The sequence below is a fragment of the Ruegeria sp. CK2 genome (genome assembly GCF_056536585.1).
Map to the genome: position 1 here is coordinate 143260 of NZ_JBQFPW010000007.1, position 22542 is coordinate 165801.

The window sequence follows — 22542 nt, forward strand, 5'->3', positions numbered from 1 at the left end:
TTGAAAACTACACATCAAATCGGTTAGTCTTGTCAAGACCCTCGTGCCAATGGCCCGCGGGTAAGTGGAGGAGATAAGGCACCCGTGGCTGGTGACGGAACAATAGGTAAAGCATGTGATGTGCTTGATCAGGTGGCGGCTTTTGAACGGCCGGTCCGATTCGCTGAATTGCTGGACAATAGTGATTTCCCAAAGGCGACTCTGTATCGGTTCCTGCAATCGCTGACCAATCAGGGCATGTTGTCTTACGATCCGGACCGTCAGACTTACACGCCGGGGATGCGGTTGGTCAGGCTGGCACACGCGGCGTGGACCCAAAGCTCACTGGCGCCAATCGCTCGGCCATTTCTGGATGCCCTCAGCCGGGAAACCGGCGAAACGGTGCATCTGGCGCAGCTCGATTCCAGCCAAGTTTTGTATGTCGATAAACGCAACGCGGCGAAGCCGGTTGAGATGTTTTCGCAGGCAGGCAAGGTGGGGCCAGCCTATTGCACGGGCGTCGGCAAGGCGATGATGGCATATCTTGACGATGATGCGCTGAACAAAGCGGTGTCTCAGCAAAGCTACCACCGGTTCACCGACAAGACCCTGACCTCAGAACAAGCGCTTCGGGCCGATCTCATCCGGATCCGTCAACGCGGTTACGCAATTGATGATGAAGAGCATGAGCCCGGCATCATCTGCATCGCCTGCCCAATTCTGACCTCGGGTGGACGGTTGCTGGGTGCAATCTCGGTAACAGGGTCAACAAACCGGATGGATTTCAATCAACTAGAGGCCTGGGTTCCCCGTGTTCGCCGTGTGGCCGACCAAATCGGAACCGAAGCTCAGGCGTGGCGGTTTCCCGACACGCGCCAGAACGTAAGCAATGACAGGATGCAAGCAACATGACCGGAGTAACTCTGAACGGAGCGATCAAGCGCTATGGCCAGACACAGGTCATTCACGGAATTGATCTGCAGATCGAAGACGGAGAGTTTTGCGTCTTTGTTGGCCCTTCGGGCTGTGGCAAATCCACTCTTCTCAGGATGATTGCAGGGCTTGAAGAGACCTCGGAGGGGGAAATTCACATCGGCGCGCGCGAGGTTACCCATGTCGACCCCGCCAAACGCGGGGTAGCGATGGTTTTTCAGACCTACGCGCTTTATCCGCACATGACGGTTGCCGAGAATATGGGGTTTGGCCTGCGTATGAACGGCGTCGACAAAGCCCAGATCGAACAGAAAGTTCAGGAAGCCTCGGGCATTCTGAAGCTGGATCAATATCTTAAACGCAAGCCCAAAGCACTGTCCGGCGGACAGCGGCAGCGCGTTGCCATCGGTCGGGCCATTGTTCGTGGTCCCGAAGTGTTTTTGTTCGATGAACCGCTCTCCAATCTGGACGCAGAACTGCGGGTCGAGATGCGTGTTGAAATCGCGCGCCTGCATCAGGAAATCGGCGCGACTATGATCTATGTGACCCATGATCAGGTCGAGGCGATGACCATGGCTGACAAGATCGTTGTGCTGCGCGATGGTCGCATCGAACAGGTGGGTGCGCCCATGGATCTGTATCGTGATCCGGACAATCGGTTTGTCGCCGGTTTCATCGGCTCCCCCGCGATGAACTTCCTGGAATGCGACTTTGCAGATGGCCAGGTGACTCACCCTGCGCTCAGCCAACCGCTGCCAATTTCGGCAAACGTGCCCGCGGGCCTGAACAAAGTGACGCTGGGCATGCGGCCTGAACATATCCACATCGACCGCTCGGCTGATTCCTGCACGGTGGACCTGACCGAAGCGCTCGGCGGCGTGTCTTATACATACCTGCTGACGCCGAATGGCGATAAGCTGATCATTGAGGAACGTGACGACCAACGCAGCGCAACCGGTGAGCGTATCGGCATTTCGGTCCAACCCGAACGCGCAATGGTGTTCGATCCTGAAACAGGGCAGCGTTTTAGGTAGGTTGTAGGCAAGGCAGTTGGCTAGCCAGCGGGCCGCAACTACATTCTGCTACCGGCAAACGTTCAATTTCATACCGGTGGTCTTTTTTAGACAACCCGTGGCAAAACGCGCGCCCAGTTGCGATTGATTCCAAGACAAACGTGATTTAAGGGAGGCCCTGTCAAAACAGAGTCACCCAGGGGCAGTACCATCAACGCGCCCCTCCCGCGCCGCGCAGATGTGGCACAAACTCTTGGATCGCACGCCCCTGAAAGGCTAAAAAAGGTAAAAGAATATGGCAGATAACTCACACTTCGACATATTGTATACCATTGTAGACGAAGCACCCGAACTGGCCAGCGCCTCGTTCCTGCCCATCATTCGCAAGTTCGCTTCGGCCGCGGGTGTCAGTGTTGGGACCAAGGACATTTCACTGGCCGGGCGTATCCTGGCCACGTTCCCGGAGAACCTGAGCGAACACCAGCGCATCACCGATGATCTGGCCGCCTTGGGCGAGCTGGTGAAAACGCCTGATGCCAACGTCATCAAACTGCCGAACATTTCGGCCTCGGTCCCGCAACTGGTTGCGGCTGTTGAAGAGCTGCAGGCGCAGGGCTACGACATCCCGACCTACCCTGAAGAGCCGTCGACCGACGAAGAAAAGGCAATTCGCGCGCGCTATGACGCCATCAAGGGGTCGGCTGTGAACCCGGTACTGCGTGAGGGCAACAGTGATCGTCGCGCGGCACGTGCGGTCAAGAATTATGCGCAGAAAAACCCGCATTCGATGGGGGAATGGGCGTCCGACAGCAAAACCAAAGTGTCTTCGATGCCCGGCAACGACTTCTATGCGAATGAAAAGTCGGCCACTATCACCGCCGCTCAGGCTGGTGATGCAAAGATTGAATTTGTTGGGAATGACGGCGGCGTAACCGTACTTAAGGACGGCTGGCCGCTGGCAGAAGGTACCGTTGCCGATGCGACCTTCATGTCGGTCAAAGCCTTGTCAGCATTTCTGGCGGGTGCCATCGAGGACACCAAGAAAGACGGCACCATGTTCTCACTGCACATGAAGGCCACGATGATGAAGGTCAGTGACCCGATCATCTTTGGCTATGCCGTTAAAGCCTGGCTGGCCCCGGTGTTCGACAAATTCAGCGCGGAACTGGACGCGCTGGGTGTGAATCCGAACTCGGGTCTGGGAGATTTATTGGAGCGGGTTCAAGGCAATGCCGACATCATGGCCACCATCGACGCGATCAAGGCTGACCGGCCGTCCATGTATATGGTCGACAGTGACAAAGGCATTACCAACCTGCACGTGCCGTCAGACGTAATCATCGACGCCTCGATGCCCGCTGTAATCCGCGCAGGCGGCAAAGGCTGGGATGAGGCAGGCGCAAAGGGCGACACAAATTGCGTGATCCCCGACCGCTGCTATGCCACCGTTTATGACGAGTCGATCAACTTCTTCAAAGCCAATGGTGCGCTGAACCCGGCCACTGCAGGCGCGGTCGCCAACGTGGGGTTGATGGCGCAGAAGGCAGAGGAATACGGTTCGCATCCAACGACGTTTGAAGCGCCTGTAAACGGTATCATTCGTATCGTTCTGGCCAGTGGCGAAACGCTGCATTCGCACAATGTGGAGAAGGGCGACATCTGGCGCGCCTGCACCGTTAAGAAAGCGCCGATTGAAAACTGGATCCAGCTGGCCCTAGACCGTCAGCGCCTGACCGGGTCCGAAGCGATCTTCTGGCTGGACGCAAACCGCGCCCACGACGCCGAGTTAATCAAGTACGTTAAGCCTGCACTTGAAGCCGCTGGTGTTGCTGACAAATTCATGATTATGGCGCCGCGCGAAGCAACGCGGCAATCGTTGGAGACGATAACCGCGGGCAAAGACTCGATTGCCATTACCGGCAACGTTCTGCGGGACTACCTGACTGATCTATTCCCAATCCTTGAATTGGGCACCTCGGCCAAGATGTTGTCCATCGTCAAACTGATGAATGGCGGGGGCCTGTTCGAAACAGGTGCGGGTGGTTCAGCACCGAAACACGTGCAGCAATTGGTCGAGGAAAACCACCTGCGTTGGGATTCGATGGGTGAGTTCTGTGCGCTGGGGGAGTCGTTGAATTTCCTCGCTGACAGCAAGGGTAACGCCAAGGCGGGTGTTCTTGGGGCCGCCGCCGAAACGGCCACGCAGGGCATTCTGGACAACAACAAGTCACCAAGCCGTAAAGTTGGTCAGCCCGATAACCGTGACAGCCACTATTGGTTTGCACGGTACTGGGCCGATGCGTTGGCAGCCCAGTCTGATGATGCTGATATGGCAGCCGAATTTGCACCTGTCGCGAAACAGCTGGCAGACCATGAAGACCAAATCTTGTCAGAGATGGCTGCAGCACAAGGCGCCGCCGCTGATCTGGGCGGGTACTATCACACCGATCCTTCCAAAGCAGCGGCGGTGATGCGCCCCAGCTCTACGCTAAACTCGATCATCGACTAAGTCCTCAGGGCCTGCGTTAAGGCGCAGGTCCTTTATGCCCCGATGGAAACGCTAGAGCACAAGTTTCTTGTGTGCCATAGTCTGTTGAATGCGCTTCAATCCTAAGTGCATGCACCTATGATTTGAACGAGTGATCTTGATGACAAATGGCATTGATCCGGCGAAACAGGAAGACCGTCCGACGGTACTATTTTTTGGTCGGGAAAACTGTGATGGAACACAAAAGGCGCTCCAGTTTCTGAATTTTGCGGGCTTTGATGTCAGTTACGTCGAGTCTCAGGGGCTGGGCCAGGCGCTGCCGGATTGGGTGCGCAATTGGCGCGGGGACTACATTTTTTGTTTTCGCAGCTACTTCATTTTGGATCAGGGCTTGATCGATGCGGCATCCATTGCGGCGATCAATTTTCACCCGGGCCCGCCAGAGTATCCAGGCAGCGGGTGCATTAACTTTGCGCTCTATGAAGGGGCCGAAACCTACGGCGTGACCGCGCATATCATAAATGCCAAGGTCGACAATGGCACCATCATCAAGGCGCTCCGCTTTCCAATCCTAAAACACGATGGTCTACGCTCGGTGCTCGCGCGAACGCATCTGTACTTGTTTCATCTGCTTCAGGAGGTTGTTGGCGGCATCGCAACCGGTGGCGAGAACTATCTGAACCATCAGGTTGCGACCTCATCCGCCGAAGCCTGGCGCGGCGAAGCACGCCGGATGAAAGAGCTGTCTGCCTTGCAGAAACTGCCGTTGGATATCGATGCCACCGAGTTTGACAAGCGCCTGCATTCGATGCATCTGCCAGAGTATCCGCTGCATATCTCATTGCACGGGCGCAAATTTGTTCTTTTGGGTGAAGCAGACGAGGACTGATTGCCAACCTTAGGGGCAGGCGACATTGGCGGGATCGAACCGCGTTCGATCAACAAATTGAACGTCCGGGTCGAAAACGGAAACACCTTCGTCTTGCAACAGCTGAGCGACAGTAGAAGCTACAGCGAAGTTGCCAAGCTCCTGCAGGTGATGGTCGGGGCTGCCGAAAAGACTGCTGGTGGGAATGCCCAAATCCTCTGAGAACTGCACGAGAACGGGTTTCAGGTTCACGTAGGTATATCCGTACTCGTCAGCCCCTTGCGCGATGAGGGCACGCGTCGCATCGGCGTAGCCAATCGGGTCGTCCCGAAATGTCACTGTATCTTCCCCAATGAATTCGGAGATATCAGGCAGGGACAACACGATCAGACGGGCACCCTGATCTTCGATCGATTGCGTCAGGTCGCGAAGCGATTCAAAGAACAGTACCTGTTCTGTTTCCGTGGGGACCGACGGATAGAGTTCTCGATCAAACAGCGCTTGTTTGAACTGCAGAATCAGCTTGCCAACATACAGTTTTCCGACCGCGCGCTTGACCCGTTGAACGAAGGTTGGGTTTTGTGATCGTGTGCTGGGGTTGTCCTGCCATTTGCGAAACCTGACATTGTCGACCAGATCGTTTCGGTTGAAGACGAACATCAGAACTATGTCGTGTGGAATCTGATCTTTGAATTCTTCATACGTAAGGGCGTGCTGAAGCGTCCCATGACCGCCGGTTCCCAGATTCACAAAATGGGAATCGTCAGACCACATGGACAAAAGGGCTGGAATGGTTTCGGTCTCATCCGCAAGCGTTCCGCGGGTGAACGAGTCGCCCAGAACGATAATCTGGGCTTTGTCGTCATCTGACGAAAAATCCCCACGGAATCCATGTTCGTTGATTTCAATAAATGTGACGGTCGCGTTGCGAAACTCGAAATAGGATTGGTTGGGGGTTTCCCGTGAATATACGATGTCATGGGGGGAGCGTCGGTTTGGTCCACCCACGCAGAAGAAATTTTCACTGTTAACCAAAGGCACATTTGCTTGTTTTCGGCTGATATGCGGCTCGAAATTCAGAGGGTCAAACAATCGTAGTCCAATCTCTACGACCCCCAAACTGACCAATGCACTGATGGCTATCAAAAAAAAGTTCTTAAACACGAAAGGGTTTTCCCCAACTAGTTAACATCGTCTTAAATCGAACAATGCTCTCAGAGTACTTACAGCACTTCTTTGAAGCAATAATTGAGTTTCGCTTAATAAGTATTCCTATTTCTTTAATATCCGTCGCGAAACCATAAAGTTGATGACCATCCCGGCAAGCGTTGCGATCGCCAAGGCGATAACAGGATAGGCTTTGGCAATATCTGATAGATAAAGCACAACAAAGAACGTGCTGAAATTGGTCAACAATCCGATCTGCATGCCACCCACGTAGCTGAGAAACTCAACGAAGCTCGCCGGTTTGGTGGTTCGAAAGGTGAAGGTGCGGTTCAGGTACCAAGTGAATGTGAACGAAGCCAAAATCGAAACGCACCGTGATGCCAACGTTCCCGCACCAAGTGTGTTCAACGTTGTAAAAACCCCGGCGTCCACGAAGAATGCTAGTGATCCGACGACAGCAAACGCCAGCACGTTCCGATATGTTTCATTTGAAATCACTCAAAGGCTCCTGCGTTTTCACGATTGCACCATGCAACGATCCCTCTCCGAAGGGGAAGCCCGGATATCGGCAAACGCGCTGTTGAAAGCCTGTTTGTGATCTGACAAAGGTCACCGGCGCCCAACTTTATGTGCGCAATCAAAACTTTGCCAGATTTTGACCCTGCTTATCGTTTGGGGTGTCAAACCTGATTGCATCAGCTAGGCTCTGTTCCGGGGATTGAGACAATCTCCGGAGTTTCGTTTTTTGGTTTCGGCAACACTTGGTTCCAACATGCGCTTTTCAAGTTCTCTTTGTCTGACTCTTATTCAATCCGCTGCATTGACGTTTTCGCTTGCAACAGGTGGTCTCACTGATGGCGCGAATAGCGCGAATGTCGCTTTTCCGGGCGCGGAGGGGTACGGCAAACACGCGACCGGGTGGCGTGGCGGCAGTGTGTTTTACGTTACCAACCTTGCGGACTCGGGGCGTGGCAGCTTGCGCGAATGCCTGCAGCACCCGGGTGTCGGTCGGGTGTGCCTGTTTGCTGTTTCGGGCACGATTGTCGTCGACAAGCAGCTTCGCGTATCTCCCAACACCTATATTGCGGGGCAAACCGCGCCGGGGCAGGGCATTCAGTTGCGGGTTGGGAATGTTCAGAAATCGCCGCTGATGATCTACGAATCTAATGACATTCTGTTGCGCTATCTCAAGTTCCGACCCGGCCCCAGCAAGGAAAAATCCCCGAGTGTCGATGGGTTGATTATCGAAAGCAGCTCGAACATTTATGTCGACCATGTTTCAATTGCATTTGGTGTCGACGAAAACCTCAGCATCGGTACTGAACGAAAAGCCAGCCACGACATCACCATCGCCAACACCATTGCGGCTTATGGTTTGGACAAATCTTCGCACAACGAACGGCGCCACTCGAAAGGCGCGTTGATCTGCGCCAAGGATGGGGCAGTTTCCGATTGTGGGCGGATCACGCTGCTTGGCAATCTGTTCGCGCATAACCGGGACAGAAACCCCGATATCTCATCATCCCCTTTGGGGCCGGTCGATATCGTCAATAACGTGTTCTACGACGCGACCTCGCAATTTGGTGAGTTCCGAAACCTCTATGGCGACACCTGGATCAACTATGTGGGCAATGTGATTCTGCCCGGACCTAGCACGCGGGACCGCAATCGCCCTGCAGCGATCGAGGTTTTCCCAGTCGAGCCCGACAACAAGCTGGAAGTGTTTGAGGAAGACAACCTGTACATGGACAACCGGCTGGATGTTTTATGTGACCGATCGAAACAGGGTCGGATCGTGGATGAGGCGGCTGTTCCAAATGTCGTGGAACAGCCCGCGTTCCCTCTGTCAGTCACGCCGCAACCGGTTGGCGGCGTCCTGGATCATGTCGCGGCGCATGTGGGCGCACGGTTCGGGCCCGATCGACAATTGGACAGTCTGGACGCGTCTATCGTCGAAAACATGCTTGGATGCGATGGGCATAGGATCGATCACCCGGACGAAGTGGGTGGTTGGCCGGATTTGCCCGAGGTCAATGTGCTGAACGACAGGGACCTGGACGGGTTGCCCGATGAATGGGAAGAAACGCATGAGGGGCTTGACCCGAATGATCGCGAAGACACCTGGAAAGACCGCGATGGCGACGGATGGTCGAACCTTGAGGAGTATCTGAGTTTTCTGGCAGGCGATTCAGGACCTTAAGTGGGGTTGGAGAGTTACCTGCTTCAGCGAAGCCACTCTTCCTGCCAGAAGTGGTACATCAGAACGACCCAAAGATGTGGGCCCCAGTTGCGGGCGCCGGACAAATGCTCGGTCCAGCGCTTGTTCAATTGTGTCCGATCAAATACATCTCCGACCAGATCGTCGGAGGCAAAAACCTCATTGGCGATGGATTTGAGTGGCCCTCGTAGCCAATCGTTCAAAGGAATGCCAAAGCCTTGTTTCGGGCGATCATACAGTGATTTGGGCACGCGCGTGTCCAGCAGCCGACGCAATGCAACCTTGCCGGACTTACCGTTGTAGCGGAGGGAATCCGGCGACCTCCAAGCGGCCTCAACAACGCGGTAGTCCAGCAGCGGTGCGCGAATTTCCAACCCTGTAGACATCGACGCTCGGTCCGCTTTGACCAGAATACTCTCTGGCAGGTACAATTCGGAATCCAGCAGCATCATCTTATCTACGGGGCTCAGCCCGTCCGGTATTTGGTGCGAATGAAACACACCCTGACAGCTGGCAGCAGGCGGGTTCCATAACGTGAACAGCGCGTCATATCGGCTGCGGAAATCAGGGTGACGTGCGATCGAGGCCACTTTGGACAGTCGATCCGGGGTAATCTGATCACGCATCGACGCTGGGGCGAGGGGTCGTAATACTTTTGCGGCAGCGCTTGTGACAAAAGCTGGGGACGCCGCCAGTGCAGAAACGGCAGGACCGGGTAACTTCGCCCCAATGCGCTCCATCGCCATCATGCGAACATAGCGTTCATAGCCCCCAAAAGACTCGTCCCCGCCATCACCAGACATGACGACCTTAAGCTGCGCGCGTGCCAACTCCGACACCAGCAATGTCGGAAAGGCTGACGGGTCGGCAAATGGTTCATCGTAGACCTGCGGAAGCTTTTGCAGCAAATCAAATGCCATTTCAGGCGTCGCCGTGACCTCGTGGTGATCTGTCCCCAAATGCTTGGCGATCGCGGCCGCGTGATCGGCCTCGTTTGTCGCATCGTGATCGAACCGGACGGTAAAGCTGATGACTTTTCCAGCAGCTTGTTCCTGCATCATCGCGGTGATCAGGCTGGAATCGATCCCGCCCGACAAAAAGGTGCCAACAGGGACATCCGCTACCATGCGCTCGCCAACTGCGGCGTGCAAAGCGTCTTCGATCCCACCAAGTGCCTGCGTTTCATCGCCGTAAGGATCAGCCCGGCACGCCTCAACCCTGTCCCGCAAATCCCAAAACGTTCGCAAGCTATCGACCAGATCATCTGACGACACAGGCGGGGCGTCCAACTGCACCTCAACCATCGTCCCCGCCGGGAGCTTCATCACACCCTGATAGATGGTCAGTGGTGCCGGGATAAACGCATAGCGCGCGTACTGCGCTTGCGCGCGCCTATCGACCTCGGGTGTGCCAAACGCGGGGTGGGCGCGCAGGGCTTTCAACTCCGATCCAAATAGCAGGTGACCGCCTTTGATGCCCAGATACAAAGGTTTTTTGCCTAGCCGGTCCCGGGCAAATACAACTCTGTTGCTTTGCCGATCGAATACCGCAAAGGCAAACATTCCGTGTACTAGGTCCAGGGTCTTGCGAATACCCCACAGATCCATCGACGCCAACAGAACCTCGGTATCGGATGTCCCGCGGAATGTGACCCCATGATCAATCAGCTGTTGGCGCAGCTCCAGAAAACCATAGATTTCGCCGTTGTAGACAATGCAATAGCGGCCACTGGGCGATGTCATCGGTTGTTCGCCAGTTTCCGTTAAATCCACAATCGCCAACCGTCGTTGCCCCAACGCAATGCCAGTGTCCTGATCGACAAACATGCCGTCAGCGTCCGGCCCGCGATGCTGGATACTGTCGCACATCGCCTTGAGGCTCGTGGTCCCGTTTTCAAGGCCGACGGGTTTGAATGCAAGATATCCGGCTATTCCGCACATGATCCCGTCTTCCTATCCGGCATGCGGGGCGGTGGATGCCCGCGCCTGCGTTCCAACACCGCGCAGCACTGAATCATAGGCTTCGGCGATCGCGGCCAATGAATAGCTGTCCGCAATGCAATCACGGGCGGCTTGGCTGCGCCCGCCATATTCCTCGGACGACCAATTTGCGGCGTCCGTCAGAGATTGCCCAAGCGCCTGTGCATCGCGCGCGGGTACAACATACCCGCTTTCGCCAACGATTTTGGCCGCATCACCAACGTCGGTTGTAACAACAGGTCGGCCATAGCTCATGGCTTCTGCAATGACATTTGGAAAACCTTCAGTGCGCGAGGACAAAACCAACATATCGATACTGTCGTAGAAGTTCGACATGTCATGCAAGTCGCCACACAGCACCACGCTGTCCTCCGAAAGGTTGTTTTCAGTCAGCAAATCGCGCAGCGCGGCGTTGTCGGCGGTAACACCGTCGCCTGCCAGTCGGGCCGTCAGGTCGGGTACCGAACGCCGCGCGATGGCAAAGGCTCGAAAGAAGGTCTCAAAGTCCTTTTGCGGATGAAACCGTGCGGCCAGCCCGAAAACCCGTGCCGGGCCTTTTCGCGATTGTACATTTTTGGGCAGCAGAAACCCGTTCGGCACGACGCTCGCGTTGGCTTCTGAAAACCCGTATTTGGCGTGCTGTTGCAGTGCCCGGGTCGAGTTGTAGATGATCCCATCACTGAACCGCGAGAGTTTCTGCGACAGACCAACCGCAACCCGGGTGCTGCGGGTAAAGGCGGCCGGATCATCCAATGCCTGACGTACGGTCCAGATCACAGGTACTCGTCGCATCGATATCAGCTTTGCAATCAATCCGACGACCATCGCGTGATACATCCAACACAAGACGACGTCAGGTTTGTGAACCCGGATCAGCCGTGCGATCCGCCATATGGCGTGCGGAAAAGACAGTGGGGATCTGGCTTGGAGAGAGATGTATTCAACGTTATCATTCCCGGCCATTGCACGGCAGCGGTCAGACACTTCCGTCAGGGCCACAACGACGGCACGCTCACCCGAGTGCGCAAGTAAGCGCGCCAACATGGCCTGCGCTCCGCCCTGTGTCGAGAAATCTGTGACCACGTGAAGGATCATCTAGCCAGCCTTCTGCACTGCCAATGCGCGATTGCCGATGTCTACAATGGACTGAGCAAGGCGTGCGACGTCGTCCTGAGACCAGGTCGGATCGACAAGGAAGGCCAAGCTTGTTTCGCCCAGCTCCCGCGCGACGGGCAGATAATCGGCTGGACCTAACCCGTTCTTAGTGAACGTTTCTTCCAGATAAATCTCGGAACAACTGCCCGAGAATGCAGGGAACCCAGCATCGCTAATCTCGGCAATTATCCGGTCGCGGGACCAACCTGTTGCCAATGCTTCCGGACGTACAAACGCATAGAAACGATAGTAAGCGTGGGTTAGCCCTTGGGGCGGAACTGGCACGCGGAATGCCGGGCACGAGGACAACGCGTCGGTCAACAGTTCAGCGTTTGCAGTCCGGTGGGTGCGCCAATCATTGAGCCGCTTCAACTGCACGCGACCCAGCGCTGCGGAGGGGCCGGTCATGCGCAGGTTTGTACCCGGACCTGAATCGTGCAACCAGCGAAAACCCGGCGGATGTGATGTGTTGAATACGGTGTCATATCCTTTTCCGTGGTCCTTGTAGCTCCAGACCTTCGACCAGAGAGCGTCGTTATTGGTCAGCAGCAAGCCACCCTCACCACCTGTTGTCATGATCTTGTCCTGACAGAACGAGTACGATCCAAAGGTTCCGATGGTACCAACATGCCGGTCATCAATCATCGCACCATGGGCCTGTGCACAATCCTCGATCACCCACAAATCATGAGCGCGCGCGAGATCCATGATTGCGTCCATGTCACATGGCCAACCGCCCAGATGCACTGGAATGATCCCGCGCGTGCGCGGTGTGATCAGCGGGGCAATCGTTTCAACTGTCAGGTTTTGTGTGACCGGGTCGACATCCGCAAAAATGGGCGTGCCTCCGGCTAGCATCACGGAACTGGCGGATGCGATGAAACTGCGCGGCGTCACAATCACCTCATCCCCAGGGTTCAGATTCAACACATGCATCGCGGCGTCCAGTGTCAGGGTGCCGTTGGCCATCGCGATTGCATGAGAAGACCCGGTATAGGCGCGGTATTCTTCTTCGAACGCGAGCACATCAGGACCGGTCCACGCATTGACCTTACCCGAGGCCAGAACCTGGCTGACCGCGTCTATCTGTTCCTGATCGTAGATGGGCCATGAAGGCATGTTCAATCCTCCTGTTAGACGACGGTCCGCACTAGCACGAACCCTTCGGCTGCATGTCGATGCACGGTCGCGCCGCGCAAGGTTGCAAGCGCTCTTATGCTTTCGACCGAGCGTTCATGCGGTGGAAGCTTCGCTTGGCTTTCAAACATGGCAAACGCCTTTAGCTTGCGTTCCAGCGTATCCGAGATGTCGACAAAGACATTGGGTATGAAGGGCGGCGTCAGATATGGGGCGTTCCAGTTTGTTTCCGATAATGTTTCGTAGGCGGCAATGGTCGCTGGATAATCATCCTGGTGTGGACGACTGGCCACAAGGCTGGACAGGAATGTCAGCTGGTGATCCATATGAATATCGCCAGGGTGCGGAGCCAGGATCAGATCGGCGCCAAGGTCGCGCACCAATGTGCCAAGGGCTGCGTTCAGGTCGGAATGCGGCTGCTCGGACAGCTCGGCGGCCGTGAAATCCAACCAATGCGTTTTGGTCACGCCCAGAAACTCATGCGACCGGCGTGCTTCAGCTCGTGTGATTTCGGTCTGAGCGTCATCAAATTTTGGTGGTTTTGCGCGGGTGACGACAACCACGTGTACCTCACGGCCCGCATCGACCAGCCGCGCTATCGTGCCGCCTGCGCCCAGCACCTCATCATCGGGATGAGGGGCGATGACCAGCGCGGGGCCGGCTCCAGCACTGAGTAAGTCAGTGGTAATCATGTTGTTTTTCCCAATTTCGAATGTATGGCTGGCGGAATGTCGGCCCCGGACCATTCCAGAATGTCCAGACACCGGCCGTCGCCGCAGGCTACGGTAAAGCCTTGGCCATTGATGGCCTGCACCTGACCAGGCAGCCCGATGTAATAGCCATGGGGTTCGGTAGGTGCGGATTGCGTTATCACCAGTTGGCGGCCATCAGGCCCATGAGTGAAGGCACCTGGGTAAGGTGGGCCAGACGCACGGATCAACCGGTCAATTTCGGTCGCGGGGCGGGACCAGTCGATCAGCCCGTCTTCGGGGCGGCGGCGCGCGCATACGCTGATGCCAGTCTGCGGCTGTGGCTCACGCGGGATATCGCCGACGGCGATCTGTTCCAGCAAGGGTGGCAATAGGCCGGAGATCGCGCGCAGCGACCGATCATATAAATCTCGGGCGGTGACTTTGTCCGGATCAACCGCATAGCGGGCCTGGGCCGCGATTGGCCCGTCATCTGCCCCTTCGCCCAGCCAGAACAGCGATGATCCGACATTGCGTTCTTGCATAAGAACGGTCCAGGGGATCACACCGCGACCCCTCAGGCGCGGCAAGGCCGAAGGGTGAAAGCCAATACAACCTATCCGAGGAATGGCGCGAAAGGCTGCATCGCAAATTTGCGACCATCCAATGACCAGAACCAGGTCAGGCTGCACCGTCTCGATTTTTTCAAGCGTTTCAGGGGCGTTGGTTTTCTCGATGTATTCAATCGGCACCCCATAACGATTGGCCACACCGCTTAGATCTACAAAATCGGAATGACGATGCGAAAGATGAGGGGGCAGCGTCATAACCAGATCCGGCGCATGGCCCGCGGCGCAGATCGACACCAGAGCGGCATGCGACGTTTCAACGGCACCAACTAGAATGGTTTTCATGCAGGTGACCCCTGTAGATTGGTCTTTGCGGGGGGGTGGTCCTGCAGCCATCGGGCGGCTGCCTCAATGCGATCGATCCGTCGGTGTTCGCCCCATATGGCAACACCAATTGTTTCAGCCATGATCCGCAGATCCAAAATGGTTGACCGATGCGCCACATACCAAAGATCCAAACCCAGTTTTTCTGTATTGCTGAGGTTGGTGTTTCCACTGACCTGTGCCCATCCTGTCAGGCCGGGCCGAACGGAACAGCGATACTGGCCTTCGGTTCCAAAGCTTTCGATGGTTTCGGGCAATAAGGGGCGGGGTCCGACCAGAGCCATATGACCACGCAAAATCAGCAGCAGCTGTGGGATTTCGTCCAGCCGTAGGCGCCGGATAAGCGCCGTCGCCTTGGTTTGGCGCTGATCATCGGGCAGCAATGCGCCGTCGGGCCCACGGGCCGCGGACATACTGCGTAGTTTGAACAACCGGAAGATTTGTCCTCCGCGCCCGCAGCGCGGCTGGGAAAACATCAGCGGCGTGCCCACAGAAACAACCACGATCAGGCAAGCGATCAGGAAAAAGGGCAGGGCCACCACACCCAAGACTACGCACAGCAGAATTTCGGGCACTCTATTCACACTTCAATCCAACTCAGTACCACGCGGCGGGCCACAACACATCAAAATCAAAAAAAATTCGTCAAGCTTTGCTGACGATAAAACTGCACGCAGGGGTGAAGAAAAAGATACGCGCACCCCACTGTGTTCGAATTGGATATGATTTGCAAGAAGTGCTGAACCGGGTCCGGCGAATCAAGTGATACAGGGCGTCGTTCCCCGAGAGAGACGCTTTGACCTGCAAGAAATCATAAACGATTCGACTGGTTTTAATGAAATTGTTTCCGACATCAGCATCTGAGGGTAAGAGAGTGGAAACCGGGACCAAATTGCCCAGTTTTGTGCGAATGCCCTCTGTTTTCTAGGATTGTCCCGACAAATACACTAAGAGCACCAACAGTGTCTTGCGATTGTCACCAGATACCGGTTCAATCGCAAGAGGCGAGGTGGGTTAACTCCCGGATGACACGAAACCGATTCTTTGGGCCAAGGTCGCGTAAATGTGCCGCCCAGATCAAGGTCGGAACAACGTTTTACTAACTGGAAAGAGCAGTGCCAGATAATCTTGAACGACCCTATCAGGCCAATCAATTCGAACGATTTGCGCGGCCGATGATCTGGACCGTGTTGCGGCGGCATGCGGTGCTCATGATCGGGATTTGCATCCTGTTTTTTGTGGTGGCTTATTACGTGCTGAAACGGTTGGAGCCGAGCTATAGCGCTCAATCCACCGTTGTGATGGCTCAGCTGGATACCCGCGTTCGCACAACCGACGTTCAGCTGGAAACGTTCGAGTTGTCGCGCGTGGCGATCGAAACCCAACTTGATATCCTCAGATCCCGCGAGTTTGCCGCAGATGTAGCGCAGAACATGGATCTATACACCAATACCGAGTTCATGCCGGCCCCGCCGCCGGATCAACCGGTGCCGCCAGAATTGCGGCGCGAGCAGGTCGTGGACAAGTTGTTGGGGTCCTACAGTATCGCACGGCAGGGAGAGAGCTTGGCGATCAAGATCGATGCGGAATCCCATGATGCACGACTGGCCGCGGATATCGCCAACACTGTCGCCGAAACCTACATTGCCGAAAGCGACCGGGATCGTCAGGCTGGCATCACCCGGTCCATCGACTTCCTGCGCACCCGTGTCACACAGCTGAATGAAGAGCTATCCGCTGACGAAATTGCGTTGGCGGCGTTTGTTCGGGAAAACAGTCTTGATGACGAGACACTGCCCGACCGCCAACGCGCTGATATTGAAAGGCTACAGGCGATATATGATGTGGTGTCAGGTGACGATCCCACATCGACCGAAGCAGGGGAGTTAAAGGGCGAACTGGATCTTGCACGTTCGGATCTTCTGATCCGTTCCCGGGCCGAGCTGCGGCTGATCGGCATGGAACGATCGCTCGAGCTTCTGCGGTCGCGGTACCAAAGTTCAATTGAACGATTGAATGAACTTGAAACCCAGCTGCAGTTTGTTTCGGAAGGCGCGCGTCAAGTCACAATTGCCCGTATCCCGTCCCGACCTTTCTGGCCTAACCCGGTCGTGATTTTGGGCGGCGGCATTTTTGCCGGTGCATTTTTGTCCGTGCTTCTTGTCGCTCTGCTTGAAGCGATGAACACCCGGATCTGGAGCGACGGGCAAATCAGTGCGTCTGTGGGCGCTGTGAACTACGGCTTTTTGCCTAAAATCAAGAGACGCAAACTATGGGATAAAAAACAGGAACTTGTCCCGTTTTTTGTGGATAACCCGCGCTCACCGTATGCCGAAGCATTGCGAAACTTTTTGACGCTTTGGTTCAATCGCGAAGGTCTGGGGCGGGTTGTCTTGGTGACGTCTGGCCTTCCGAGCGAAGGAAAATCAACCGTCGCCGTCTCTATTGCGTTGGCGGCTGCCCGTGAAGGTTTGAAAGTTCTGGTTCTCGATCTGGATTCCTACAGGTTAGGCGCCAGCCGCACGCTCGGCGCCGTGCATTCGATAAATTCGCTAGAGGACGCGGCGTCTGGGAAAGTAAGACCAAAGGCGTTGGAAATAGAAGGACTGCCAAAAGACTCTATTTCGCTTCTCAACGTTGCCGTCCGCTCGGACGCATCAGTCAAAGACGAAAGCGCGCTCCTGAGTGAGCTTAAGTCACGCATTGACCCCAGCTATGATCTGGTTCTGGTGGATACGCCACCAATCCTTGTGGTCAACGATGCCTGCAGGGTCGGGTCGCTGATCGATGGGACACTGTTTGTCGTTCGTTGGGGGCGTACACGGCTTGAAGAATTGCAGGACGCATTCGAAAAGTTGGATATGCACGGGATCGAGGCCACGGCGACCCTTATCAATGATGTGGATTTAGACAAGCAGCGCAAATATGGCTACGGGACTTATTCGTATTATAGTGACTACAGCAAGGCGGGTTACTCGTGACGAGAAAGCTTGTTGCCCTTGTCAGTCAGGTCGGCAGACACTAGCTTTCTTGACATAGGCGATGACCCAGAGTTTTTTCAGCGCGTGATTGGTCGATCGGTTGTGATCATTGTGTAAGAATTGGTACCGCAGAGTTTTGTCTGATCATCTGGAAATGGTCGCACGCCCTGCAGCGTTAGTGAGTTGGGAGACAAGATTTTGAACAGCTGTTTCAGAATATTCCTTTTGATTTTTGCGATGGCGGCCAGCTCGGTCTTGGCCGAAGGCTATCGCTTGTTGCCGCAGGACCGGGTGTCTCTCAAGGCGATGCGCTGGGATTCAGCCTCTACGACATATGTGACTTGGGATGGTGTGACTGGCGAGTACTCGATCACCGGAGACGGGACTTTGATGGTCCCGCTTGTGGGTCAGGTTGAAGCCGAAGGGCACACCCCGGCGGAACTGGCCGCACTGCTGGAACTGAAGTTCCGCCGTCAGATCGGCATGGCAGAGCCGCCCAGGATCGCGTTGGAAGTTGTGGGCCACCTGCCCATTTACGTACTTGGCGACGTAAATTCGCCGGGCGCGTATGAATTTCATTTCGGGATTACCGCGCAGCAGGTGCTGGCCTTGGCAGGCGGCACTATCCGGCCACCGATTGAATTTTCGTCAAGCAATGATTTCCAGATTCTGCGCATGGGTGGCGAAATTCGCTTGCTGTCGACGCAGATCGGAGAGCTGGAGCAGGAAAAGCAACGGTTGGTTGCGGATCTGGCAATTTTGGAAAGCGACGAGAATAGTGGAGAGCTGCCTGAACCTCCGACGGGGCTTGAAGGCGAGATACTGAAGGCAACCATGTCCGCACGCGAAGGTGTAGGCGAACGCATACAAGATCTACAAAACCTTCTGAAAGAGCAGATTTCCAGCCTGACGACCCAGCTGGAACTACGCAACATCCAAATCGCAAATGTCAGCAAAGAACTCGAAAACCTGAACTCGCTTAAGGAAAAGGGTTTGACAGTTTCAAACAGGGTCACAACGATGACCAATCAGCTGAATGATCTTGAATCGAAAAGACTGGATCAGGAAGTTGCGCTGTTGGTCGCTCGGCAGGATTTGAACCGTGCGGAACGAGACGCGCTGGAGCTGGACGATAACGCGCGCTCGGACACGCTGGTTCAGTTGAACAGCGTGGAAAGCGAACTGGCGTCACTGAAGACAAGGTTAGAGACAGCAACAACCCTGCACAGTGAGCTGGCGGCGGCGGGCTTGCTCAGTGAAGATGATGTAGCCAGCGAAACGATCATAGAATTTGTTGTGACACGTGGCGTTGATGGCCAAACACAACGCGTGACGGGCACTGATCTTGTCCAGCCTGGTGATACAATCGAAGTTGTCAGACGAACTGTTCTGACCTCAAATTGATGACTTTAGTTTGCCGGGGGATGGCCCCCAAAGTTCTAGTTTACGAGTTTTTATCATGACGTTGCCCGATGACCGCCCTGTCGATTTTCTGATTATTGGTGCCGCAAAATGCGCCACGACTTGGTTGCAGCAGTCGCTGACGCAAACGCCGGCCATTTACATGCCGGGTCCTGAGTTGCACTTTTTTTCCCGCGAATATGATAGGGGGGTCGGCTGGTATCGGAAGCAGTTTGAAGGGTGTGATACTTCGGGCTTGATCGGCGAGAAATCAAACTCCTACCTGACTGTGCCCGAGGCCGCTCAGCGCATCCGTGATTTTGCCCCCAATGCCCGATTGGTCCTGCAGATGCGTGACCCGGTGCAAAGGGCCTATTCCGACTATTGCATGCTGTTTCGTCGTGGCGAAGTCACTGGCCGAATTGAAGAATACCTTGATCCGGCCCGGGCTGCGGATGGTCGGTTTCTATCGGACGGTCGCTATGCCCATCACCTCGACCGTTTCTATGATCTGTTCCCGGCCGATCAGGTTTTGTTGCTGGCGTTCGAAGACGTCCGCGCAAACCCAACGGGTAACCTAGAGAAAGTCAGGGCGCACCTAAACCTCAAGGACATGTTGGAGCCGCCTGTAAAAAAGAAGGTGAAAGACAAGAACGAAGCGATGGTTCCGCTGCCTCTGCGCAAAGCGTTAGCGCCTGTTCGCTTCGTGTTCGACCCTGTGCGCAACACTTGGCCGGTTCGATCCTTGCGCAACGCCATTGCTCGGCAAGTGGAATATCCTGCTCTGACTGACGATTTAGCTAAGCGCATGGGCGACTTTTATGCCGAAGACATTGCCCGGATCGAAAAGCATGATCCGGGTGTCAGCCATGCGTGGGCTGGGGCTCAAAACCACCAGCCGGAGCGAATCAACTGAGTGCTTATCATGATCATCTGTCCGCTAAGTTTCCGAAGTGGAAACAAAAGCCCAGTGTTGGCACTCTCGTATCTGACTAGCGAGCTTTGGTTCCGGTGTTCATAAACAGAGTGAACAGCAAGCGAACACTGGGAAATTGGACATTTCTTTGGTCAAATGATGTCCAGAATGTTAAAAAAGCGTTTTGATCCGGCTATCGCTGTGATACGTTAACGCTATATTTAGACGATATTGGCCGATGTATTCGGTTGGTTTGAATATTAGTTTGGTTTGTATGAGTGAGAAGGGGGTCTTGGTTTCGGGTACTGTTATTTCTTGTACTTGGACCGTTGTGGGGGACTTTTACCGAAATAAGTCAAACTTGCTGGCGCCATGTGGGTGTTGGCGAATGAGTGCGGCTTTGAGGCGGAACGGCTGTTTATCGGTCCGTCAATTTGAGTCGATTGGTAGTTGGGCAATTTGTACGCCGGAGTTCAGAGTATGTATGAGCGTGAGTTGGTTAAGCTCAAAAATGGATCCGCTAGTGATAGCGCGGCCGAGGCCGAGCTGAAGCTGGGTGACCTGGGGTCCATAATAAAGCAAAAACTTAATGAGCTGAGAGCGAACCGCCGTCTGGTGATTGGCGATGTGCTTGCTTCGGCGATTTCCGTTGTCGTGGCGGTGGTGCTCGCAAATGGCGGCGTGCTGCCTGCCCAGCCAGCGGCCGTATTGGTGCCCTTGGTGCTTATGTCGTGCCTTGTCGCGTTGGCGATTTTGCCACTGTCCGGGATTTACAAGCGCCACACACGCTCGACGTCTTTGCGCGATGTTTCCTTGATTGTTCGTGCATCCGCACTGTGTGTTGGGACGCTGGCCTTGCTGGGTCTGGCGGTTCAGATTACGGCTCAGGTGCCACTGGCTGTGTATGTCATCCAATTTTTCTTGATCGTTCCGGCCTTGGGAAGCCTGCGCATTCTGGCGCGTAGCACCGAGTTCAAGCGCAAAGTGCAAGGGTGTTCGACACGTGCAGATGGCAAAATCCCGGTGATCCTTGTGGGTACCGGTGCCAGCTGCGATCTGTTTGTTCGCTCGCTGAGCAATACGGACTCGAAGTACGAACCTGTTGGCATCATCGATGACGCCCGCAACACCCAGGGCCTTTACTTCCATGATGTGAAGATCATCGGTTCGTTGCTGGATGCGGATGTCGTCATCGAGCGTCTAAAGTTCAGCGAAACATTGCCCCAGCGCCTGCTGCTGACGGAGCCCGTGACTCACTTTGAGAGTGATGGCATCCGCAAGCTGACCCGCTGGGCCGAAGCCAACAGCATCACTGTGTCTCGTCTGACCGGTTTGGAAGAGTTGGGTACCGAAAGCTCGGGCATCCGTACCGTAAACCCTGAAGATATTCTGGATCGCCCGCAAAAGGCGGTTGAACGCTCGATGCTGCGTGAGATGTTCGAGGGACGTCGGGTTCTGATCACCGGTGCAGGTGGCTCGATTGGAAGCGAGCTGACCCGTCAGATCGCCTCGTTTGAACCGGCTGAAATCGTCATGATCGAGAATTGCGAATACAATGCCTACTCGATCGATATGGATCTGGGCCAGAACTTCCCTGAAGTGAAGCGCCGTATCTATGTTGCCGATATTCGCAGCGCCGACCGTGTAAACTCGATCTTTGGACGTCATCGTCCCGAGCTGGTGTTCAACGCGGCTGCTCTAAAGCACGTGCCGATGGTGGAACTGAACCCGTGTGAGGGTGTTTTGACCAATGTGATTGGCACACGGAATGTCGCCGATGCCGCACGCAACGTGGGCGCAATTGCGATGGTTCAGGTTTCGACCGACAAGGCCGTGAACAGCACCAGTGTTATGGGCGCAACCAAGCGTGTTGCCGAGTTCTACTCGCAAGCACAGGACCGCGTGACCAACGAGACTGACGAGGAAACCCGCTTCTTCTCGGTTCGGTTTGGTAACGTACTGGGTTCTTCTGGTTCGCTTATCCCGTTGTTCCAGCGTCAGATCTCCGAAGGTGGTCCGCTGACAGTTACCGATCCGAAAATGGAACGGTACTTCATGACGATCCGTGAAGCTGTCCAGTTGACCCTGGTTGCTGCGGCCAAAGGTCTGAATCTTGAAGACAGCCATGGTGAGATCTTTGTTCTGGATATGGGACGCCCTGTGAAGATCGTCGATCTGGCAGAGCGTATGATACGCCTTGCTGGTCTGGTCCCGTACAAAGATGTCGACATCAAGTTCATCGGCATCCGTAAGGGCGAAAAGCTTTATGAAGAGTTGTTCGACGTCACCGAAGAACACCGTGACAGTGGTATTCCAGGCGTGTCTTCGGCAATTCCCGAAGGTGTGTCAGCTGCGCGCCTGCGCGCCATGATCCTCAAGTTGGAACAGGCCGCGCATGAAGGAAACGACCTTGCCGTCAAGAAATTGCTGAAAGAGCTGGTGCCGGGTTATGGTGCCAACGGATTGCGCCCAATCGAAGCGAAGGATCTGACGAACCGTCCGGCAAAGCCTGCAGTTCCAGCGATCTCGTCCAAGAATGTGGTGAACGGCTTTCAAACCCGAGAGTCGTTGGAAACCGTCGGCAATTGCTAAAATTATAGTCTAATGCATTTTTTCTGGCGGCCCGACCCCGCCGCTGTGTGTAGTACGAGTGAATAAGGGCTCT

General features: G+C 55.2%; 17 protein-coding genes. 9 read left to right on the forward strand and 8 right to left on the reverse strand.

Going from position 1 to position 22542, the window contains the following annotated elements:
- The first annotated feature begins 84 nt into the window (after positions 1-84).
- The 4 genes from ACR0BU_RS12845 to ACR0BU_RS12860 all read left to right on the forward strand — a co-directional run bounded on the left by ACR0BU_RS12845 (position 85) and on the right by ACR0BU_RS12860 (position 5302).
- Complete coding sequence (locus ACR0BU_RS12845; RefSeq protein ID WP_298935054.1) at positions 85-891, forward strand: IclR family transcriptional regulator; 807 nt, start codon at positions 85-87, stop codon at positions 889-891.
- Positions 888-1946: an ABC transporter ATP-binding protein gene (locus tag ACR0BU_RS12850; RefSeq protein WP_480737699.1), complete on the forward strand. Its 1059-nt coding sequence runs from the start codon at positions 888-890 to the stop codon at positions 1944-1946. Before ACR0BU_RS12845 ends, ACR0BU_RS12850 begins: the two co-directional genes overlap by 4 nt.
- A 274-nt stretch (positions 1947-2220) precedes the next feature.
- Complete coding sequence (locus tag ACR0BU_RS12855; protein ID WP_480737700.1) at positions 2221-4434, forward strand: NADP-dependent isocitrate dehydrogenase; 2214 nt, start codon at positions 2221-2223, stop codon at positions 4432-4434.
- Between the two features lie 139 nt (positions 4435-4573).
- Positions 4574-5302: a formyltransferase family protein gene (locus ACR0BU_RS12860; protein WP_480737702.1), complete on the forward strand. Its 729-nt coding sequence runs from the start codon at positions 4574-4576 to the stop codon at positions 5300-5302.
- A 9-nt stretch (positions 5303-5311) separates the two neighbouring features.
- Here ACR0BU_RS12860 and ACR0BU_RS12865 read toward each other — a convergent pair whose 3' ends face one another.
- Together ACR0BU_RS12865 and ACR0BU_RS12870 are read right to left on the reverse strand one after the other, a co-directional pair.
- Entirely contained in the window at positions 5312-6445 is a 1134-nt protein-coding gene (locus ACR0BU_RS12865) for a hypothetical protein (RefSeq protein ID WP_480737703.1), read from the reverse strand.
- 108 nt (positions 6446-6553) lie between these two features.
- The gene (locus ACR0BU_RS12870) at positions 6554-6946 is read right to left on the reverse strand and encodes a GtrA family protein (protein WP_480737704.1); all 393 of its coding nucleotides are present in this window, start codon (positions 6944-6946) and stop codon (positions 6554-6556) included.
- Between the two features lie 274 nt (positions 6947-7220).
- Between ACR0BU_RS12870 and ACR0BU_RS12875 the strand changes: the two genes are divergently transcribed.
- Complete coding sequence (locus tag ACR0BU_RS12875) at positions 7221-8648, forward strand: pectate lyase family protein (protein ID WP_480737706.1); 1428 nt, start codon at positions 7221-7223, stop codon at positions 8646-8648.
- A gap of 23 nt (positions 8649-8671) precedes the next feature.
- On the opposite strand, the gene asnB is transcribed toward ACR0BU_RS12875, so the two are convergent.
- From asnB to ACR0BU_RS12905, 6 genes are read right to left on the reverse strand one after another with little or no spacing between them, the layout of a single operon-like run.
- Complete coding sequence (gene asnB / locus ACR0BU_RS12880; RefSeq protein WP_480737707.1) at positions 8672-10606, reverse strand: asparagine synthase (glutamine-hydrolyzing); 1935 nt, start codon at positions 10604-10606, stop codon at positions 8672-8674.
- Positions 10607-10618: 12 nt separating this feature from the next.
- Complete coding sequence (locus ACR0BU_RS12885; protein ID WP_480737708.1) at positions 10619-11740, reverse strand: glycosyltransferase; 1122 nt, start codon at positions 11738-11740, stop codon at positions 10619-10621.
- Positions 11741-12919: a DegT/DnrJ/EryC1/StrS family aminotransferase gene (locus ACR0BU_RS12890; protein ID WP_480737709.1), complete on the reverse strand. Its 1179-nt coding sequence runs from the start codon at positions 12917-12919 to the stop codon at positions 11741-11743.
- A gap of 14 nt (positions 12920-12933) precedes the next feature.
- Entirely contained in the window at positions 12934-13629 is a 696-nt protein-coding gene (locus tag ACR0BU_RS12895) for a PIG-L deacetylase family protein (RefSeq protein ID WP_480737710.1), read from the reverse strand.
- Positions 13626-14540 (reverse strand): methionyl-tRNA formyltransferase, encoded by a 915-nt coding sequence (locus ACR0BU_RS12900; RefSeq protein WP_480737712.1) that lies wholly within the window; start codon positions 14538-14540, stop codon positions 13626-13628. The genes ACR0BU_RS12895 and ACR0BU_RS12900 overlap by 4 nt, the downstream gene beginning before the upstream one ends.
- Positions 14537-15154 (reverse strand): sugar transferase, encoded by a 618-nt coding sequence (locus tag ACR0BU_RS12905; RefSeq protein WP_480737714.1) that lies wholly within the window; start codon positions 15152-15154, stop codon positions 14537-14539. Before ACR0BU_RS12905 ends, ACR0BU_RS12900 begins: the two co-directional genes overlap by 4 nt.
- A 540-nt stretch (positions 15155-15694) precedes the next feature.
- Between ACR0BU_RS12905 and ACR0BU_RS12910 the strand changes: the two genes are divergently transcribed.
- From ACR0BU_RS12910 to ACR0BU_RS12925, 4 genes are all read left to right on the forward strand, one after another.
- Positions 15695-17560, forward strand: a complete 1866-nt coding sequence (locus ACR0BU_RS12910) for a GumC family protein (protein ID WP_480737715.1) — start codon at positions 15695-15697, stop codon at positions 17558-17560.
- Positions 17561-17797: 237 nt separating this feature from the next.
- Positions 17798-18964, forward strand: coding sequence for a polysaccharide biosynthesis/export family protein (locus ACR0BU_RS12915; RefSeq protein ID WP_480737716.1), 1167 nt, complete (start codon positions 17798-17800; stop codon positions 18962-18964).
- Positions 18965-19019: 55 nt separating this feature from the next.
- Positions 19020-19877: a sulfotransferase family protein gene (locus tag ACR0BU_RS12920; protein ID WP_480737718.1), complete on the forward strand. Its 858-nt coding sequence runs from the start codon at positions 19020-19022 to the stop codon at positions 19875-19877.
- Positions 19878-20357: 480 nt separating this feature from the next.
- Complete coding sequence (locus ACR0BU_RS12925) at positions 20358-22469, forward strand: polysaccharide biosynthesis protein (RefSeq protein WP_480737720.1); 2112 nt, start codon at positions 20358-20360, stop codon at positions 22467-22469.
- Positions 22470-22542: the final 73 nt, after the last annotated feature.

Bases quoted from the DNA above. Each gene is read 5' to 3' on its own strand.
- ACR0BU_RS12915 (WP_480737716.1), top strand. From the start codon at position 17,798: ATGGCGGCCAGCTCGGTCTTGGCCGAAGGCTATCGCTTGTTGCCGCAG.
- ACR0BU_RS12855 (WP_480737700.1), top strand. From the start codon at position 2,221: ATGGCAGATAACTCACACTTCGACATATTGTATACCATTGTAGACGAA.
- ACR0BU_RS12895 (WP_480737710.1), bottom strand. From the start codon at position 13,629: ATGATTACCACTGACTTACTCAGTGCTGGAGCCGGCCCCGCGCTGGTC.
- ACR0BU_RS12890 (WP_480737709.1), bottom strand. From the start codon at position 12,919: ATGCCTTCATGGCCCATCTACGATCAGGAACAGATAGACGCGGTCAGC.
- ACR0BU_RS12920 (WP_480737718.1), top strand. From the start codon at position 19,020: ATGACGTTGCCCGATGACCGCCCTGTCGATTTTCTGATTATTGGTGCC.
- ACR0BU_RS12925 (WP_480737720.1), top strand. From the start codon at position 20,358: ATGTATGAGCGTGAGTTGGTTAAGCTCAAAAATGGATCCGCTAGTGAT.
- ACR0BU_RS12875 (WP_480737706.1), top strand. From the start codon at position 7,221: ATGCGCTTTTCAAGTTCTCTTTGTCTGACTCTTATTCAATCCGCTGCA.
- ACR0BU_RS12850 (WP_480737699.1), top strand. From the start codon at position 888: ATGACCGGAGTAACTCTGAACGGAGCGATCAAGCGCTATGGCCAGACA.
- ACR0BU_RS12885 (WP_480737708.1), bottom strand. From the start codon at position 11,740: ATGATCCTTCACGTGGTCACAGATTTCTCGACACAGGGCGGAGCGCAG.
- ACR0BU_RS12900 (WP_480737712.1), bottom strand. From the start codon at position 14,540: ATGAAAACCATTCTAGTTGGTGCCGTTGAAACGTCGCATGCCGCTCTG.
- ACR0BU_RS12860 (WP_480737702.1), top strand. From the start codon at position 4,574: ATGACAAATGGCATTGATCCGGCGAAACAGGAAGACCGTCCGACGGTA.
- asnB (WP_480737707.1), bottom strand. From the start codon at position 10,606: ATGTGCGGAATAGCCGGATATCTTGCATTCAAACCCGTCGGCCTTGAA.